We start from the raw sequence: 2,235 nt of genomic DNA, 5'->3' as shown, positions 1-2,235 counted from the left end.
CCCTGCGACGAAGTCGCAGGGTCACAGGCTCAGACCTCGCCGGCGATGTACTTGACGGGGGCGTAGGTCGCCTTGTCGTTGTACTGGTAGATACCGATGGACGCGGCCGTCGGGCTACCGGTCTCGCCGAGCTCGATCGGACCGGACTTGCCGTCGTAGTCGATGTCCTTGCCGTCCTCGATGAGCTTGACGCAGTCCGCGTACGTCTCGCACTTCTCACCACCGGTGGTGATGTCGACGATCTCCTTGGCGATGGCCTCGCCAGAGTCGCTGTCGGCCTGCACCGCGGCCAGCGCGGAGACGATGGTCGCGTCGTAGGACTCGGCGGCGTAGGAGTAGTCGGCCAGCTTCGGGTTGACCTTCAGCAGCTGCTCCTTGAAGTCACCAGTGGTCTCGGCGCCCGGGAGGGTGCCCTTGACACCCTTGAGCTCACCCTTGGTGAAGTCCTTGGAGTAGTCCGACAGGTTGCCGTCGACGAAGTACGTCGGCAGCTTGGCCGGACCGACACCCGCGGCGATGAGCTGCGGGATGAGCTTCTTGGTCTCCTCGAACGCGATCACGACGACCGCGTCCGCGCCGGCACCGGCGATCTCGTTGATCTGGGCGTCGAACGAGGTGGCGTCCTCGGAGTAGAACGCCGTGGTGGCGACCTTGGAGCCGGCACCCTCGAGGTTGGCCTTGACCTCCTTGGCGAGCGTCTCGCCGTAGGCGTCCTGGCGGGACAGGATCGCCACGTTGGTGCGCTTGTCCTCGAGCAGCAGGTTGGCCATGACGGCGCCCTGCAGGATGTCGGACGGAGCCGTGCGGAAGTAGAGGTCGGCCTTCGCGAAGTCACCCTCGTCGAACTCGGTCGAGGTGTTGGCCGGGGAGAACATCACGGTGCCCGACGACATGATCTTGTCGATCACGGTCATCGACACGCCCGAGGACGCGGTGCCGACGATGACGTCGGACTTGGCGTCGATGAGCTTGTCGGCCTCGGTGGGGGCGATCGCGGAGGTGGTGTCACCGGAGTCCGCGACGACAGGGACGACGTCCTTGCCAAGCACACCGCCAGCGGCGTTGATGTCCTGGATGGCCAGGTCGGAACCGGCGAACTCGGGCGGGCCGAGGAACGCGAGGCTGCCGGTCTGCGGGAGAAGCTGCCCGATGGTGAGAGTGCCGTCGCCCTTGGCTGCGGCCTTCGTCTCCGGCTCCTCGGAAGCGGTCTCGCCACCACAGGCGGCGAGGGTGAAGCTGAGCGCCAAGGCGCCGGCGCCTGCGGTCAGCTTCATCCAGGTAGAGGATGATGAGTTCACTGCTTTAGTCCCTCTTTCGTATGGGCTGGCCCGGCTCACGTCGGACCTTGCGGAGACACATTAGAGACGCTCGGAGGGTGAATCACCCGAGGGACCTGTCTTTTCACCAATCCGTTACATCTCCCCCATGGCATCATTGCCCGGGTTGCCGCCATCATCGGCTCCGTAATGTCGGGGCCGTGGTGACATGATCACTCGGGAAACCCGATTCCGCCCGGGAACAGCCACGATCGTGGAGGAATTGTGATGATCTGTACGCACGGCGCCCTTGGAGGACGGACTCGATGAGGGTGCCGGTGACGATGCGAGAGGCACGAGCCGATGACGCGCTCTTCCTCCTCGGCATCTGGCAGGACTCGCTGCGGATGGCGGATGCCCAGGAGCAGCTGGGCGACCTGGAGACGATCATCGGCGCCGCCGACGCCTCCCCCGACCAGCGCCTCCTGGTCGCCGAGTGCGGCAGCGAACCCGTCGGGGCGGTCTACGTGCGCGCGACCACCTTCGGTCCGCTCAACCTCGAGCCAACGGTGCAGATCTTCGCGCCCCACGTCGTTCCCAGCTTCCGCCGCCGGGGCGTGGGCCGGATGCTGATGGAGTCGGCCGTCGCCTTCGCCGAGGAGCGCGGGGTAAGGACGATCGCGGCCGCGGCCTCCGCCGGTGGCCGTGACGGCAACCGGTTCCTCGCCCGGATCGGCCTCGGTGCCCAGGCGGTCATGCGCGTGGCCCCGACCGCGGTCGTACGCTCCCGGCTCAACGTCCTGGGCCGGGCCCTTCCCCACGCCGCCCGCCTGCAGCGCGGCCCGAAGCAGTCCAGCGCCGTCGGCGAGCTGCTCGCCGCCCGGCGCTCCCAGCGTCGCTCGCACACCGTCGCCTGACCACCGACGGGCACGGGCCCCGAGCAAGCTGCGACCGGGGCCAGGCCGGTTAGGGGCGTTCC

The 2,235-nt window shown here is 67.6% G+C and carries 2 protein-coding genes; one reads left to right on the top strand and one right to left on the bottom strand.

Annotation, left to right across the window (positions count from 1 at the left end; all coding sequences use genetic code 11):
- Positions 1–29 precede the first annotated feature (29 nt).
- A complete protein-coding gene (locus ACFU7D_RS29355) occupies positions 30–1,274 on the bottom strand; it encodes an ABC transporter substrate-binding protein (RefSeq protein WP_378729831.1) in 1,245 nt (414 codons plus the stop codon).
- Between the two features lie 308 nt (positions 1,275–1,582).
- Between ACFU7D_RS29355 and ACFU7D_RS29350 the strand changes: the two genes are divergently transcribed.
- Complete coding sequence (locus ACFU7D_RS29350) at positions 1,583–2,173, top strand: GNAT family N-acetyltransferase (RefSeq protein ID WP_378873997.1); 591 nt, start codon at positions 1,583–1,585, stop codon at positions 2,171–2,173.
- The last annotated feature ends 62 nt before the right edge of the window (positions 2,174–2,235 follow it).

The organism is Nocardioides sp. NPDC057577 (genome assembly GCF_042801335.1).
Classification (GTDB): domain Bacteria; phylum Actinomycetota; class Actinomycetes; order Propionibacteriales; family Nocardioidaceae; genus Nocardioides.
The sequence above is the reverse complement of the archived record's forward strand: the minus strand, read 5'-3'. Positions and strand labels throughout refer to the sequence as shown.

What these genes read in the sequence shown, in the direction of transcription:
- ACFU7D_RS29355 (WP_378729831.1), bottom strand. Translation starts at nt 1,274, where the DNA reads ATGAAGCTGACCGCAGGCGCCGGCGCCTTGGCGCTCAGCTTCACCCTC.
- ACFU7D_RS29350 (WP_378873997.1), top strand. Translation starts at nt 1,583, where the DNA reads ATGAGGGTGCCGGTGACGATGCGAGAGGCACGAGCCGATGACGCGCTC.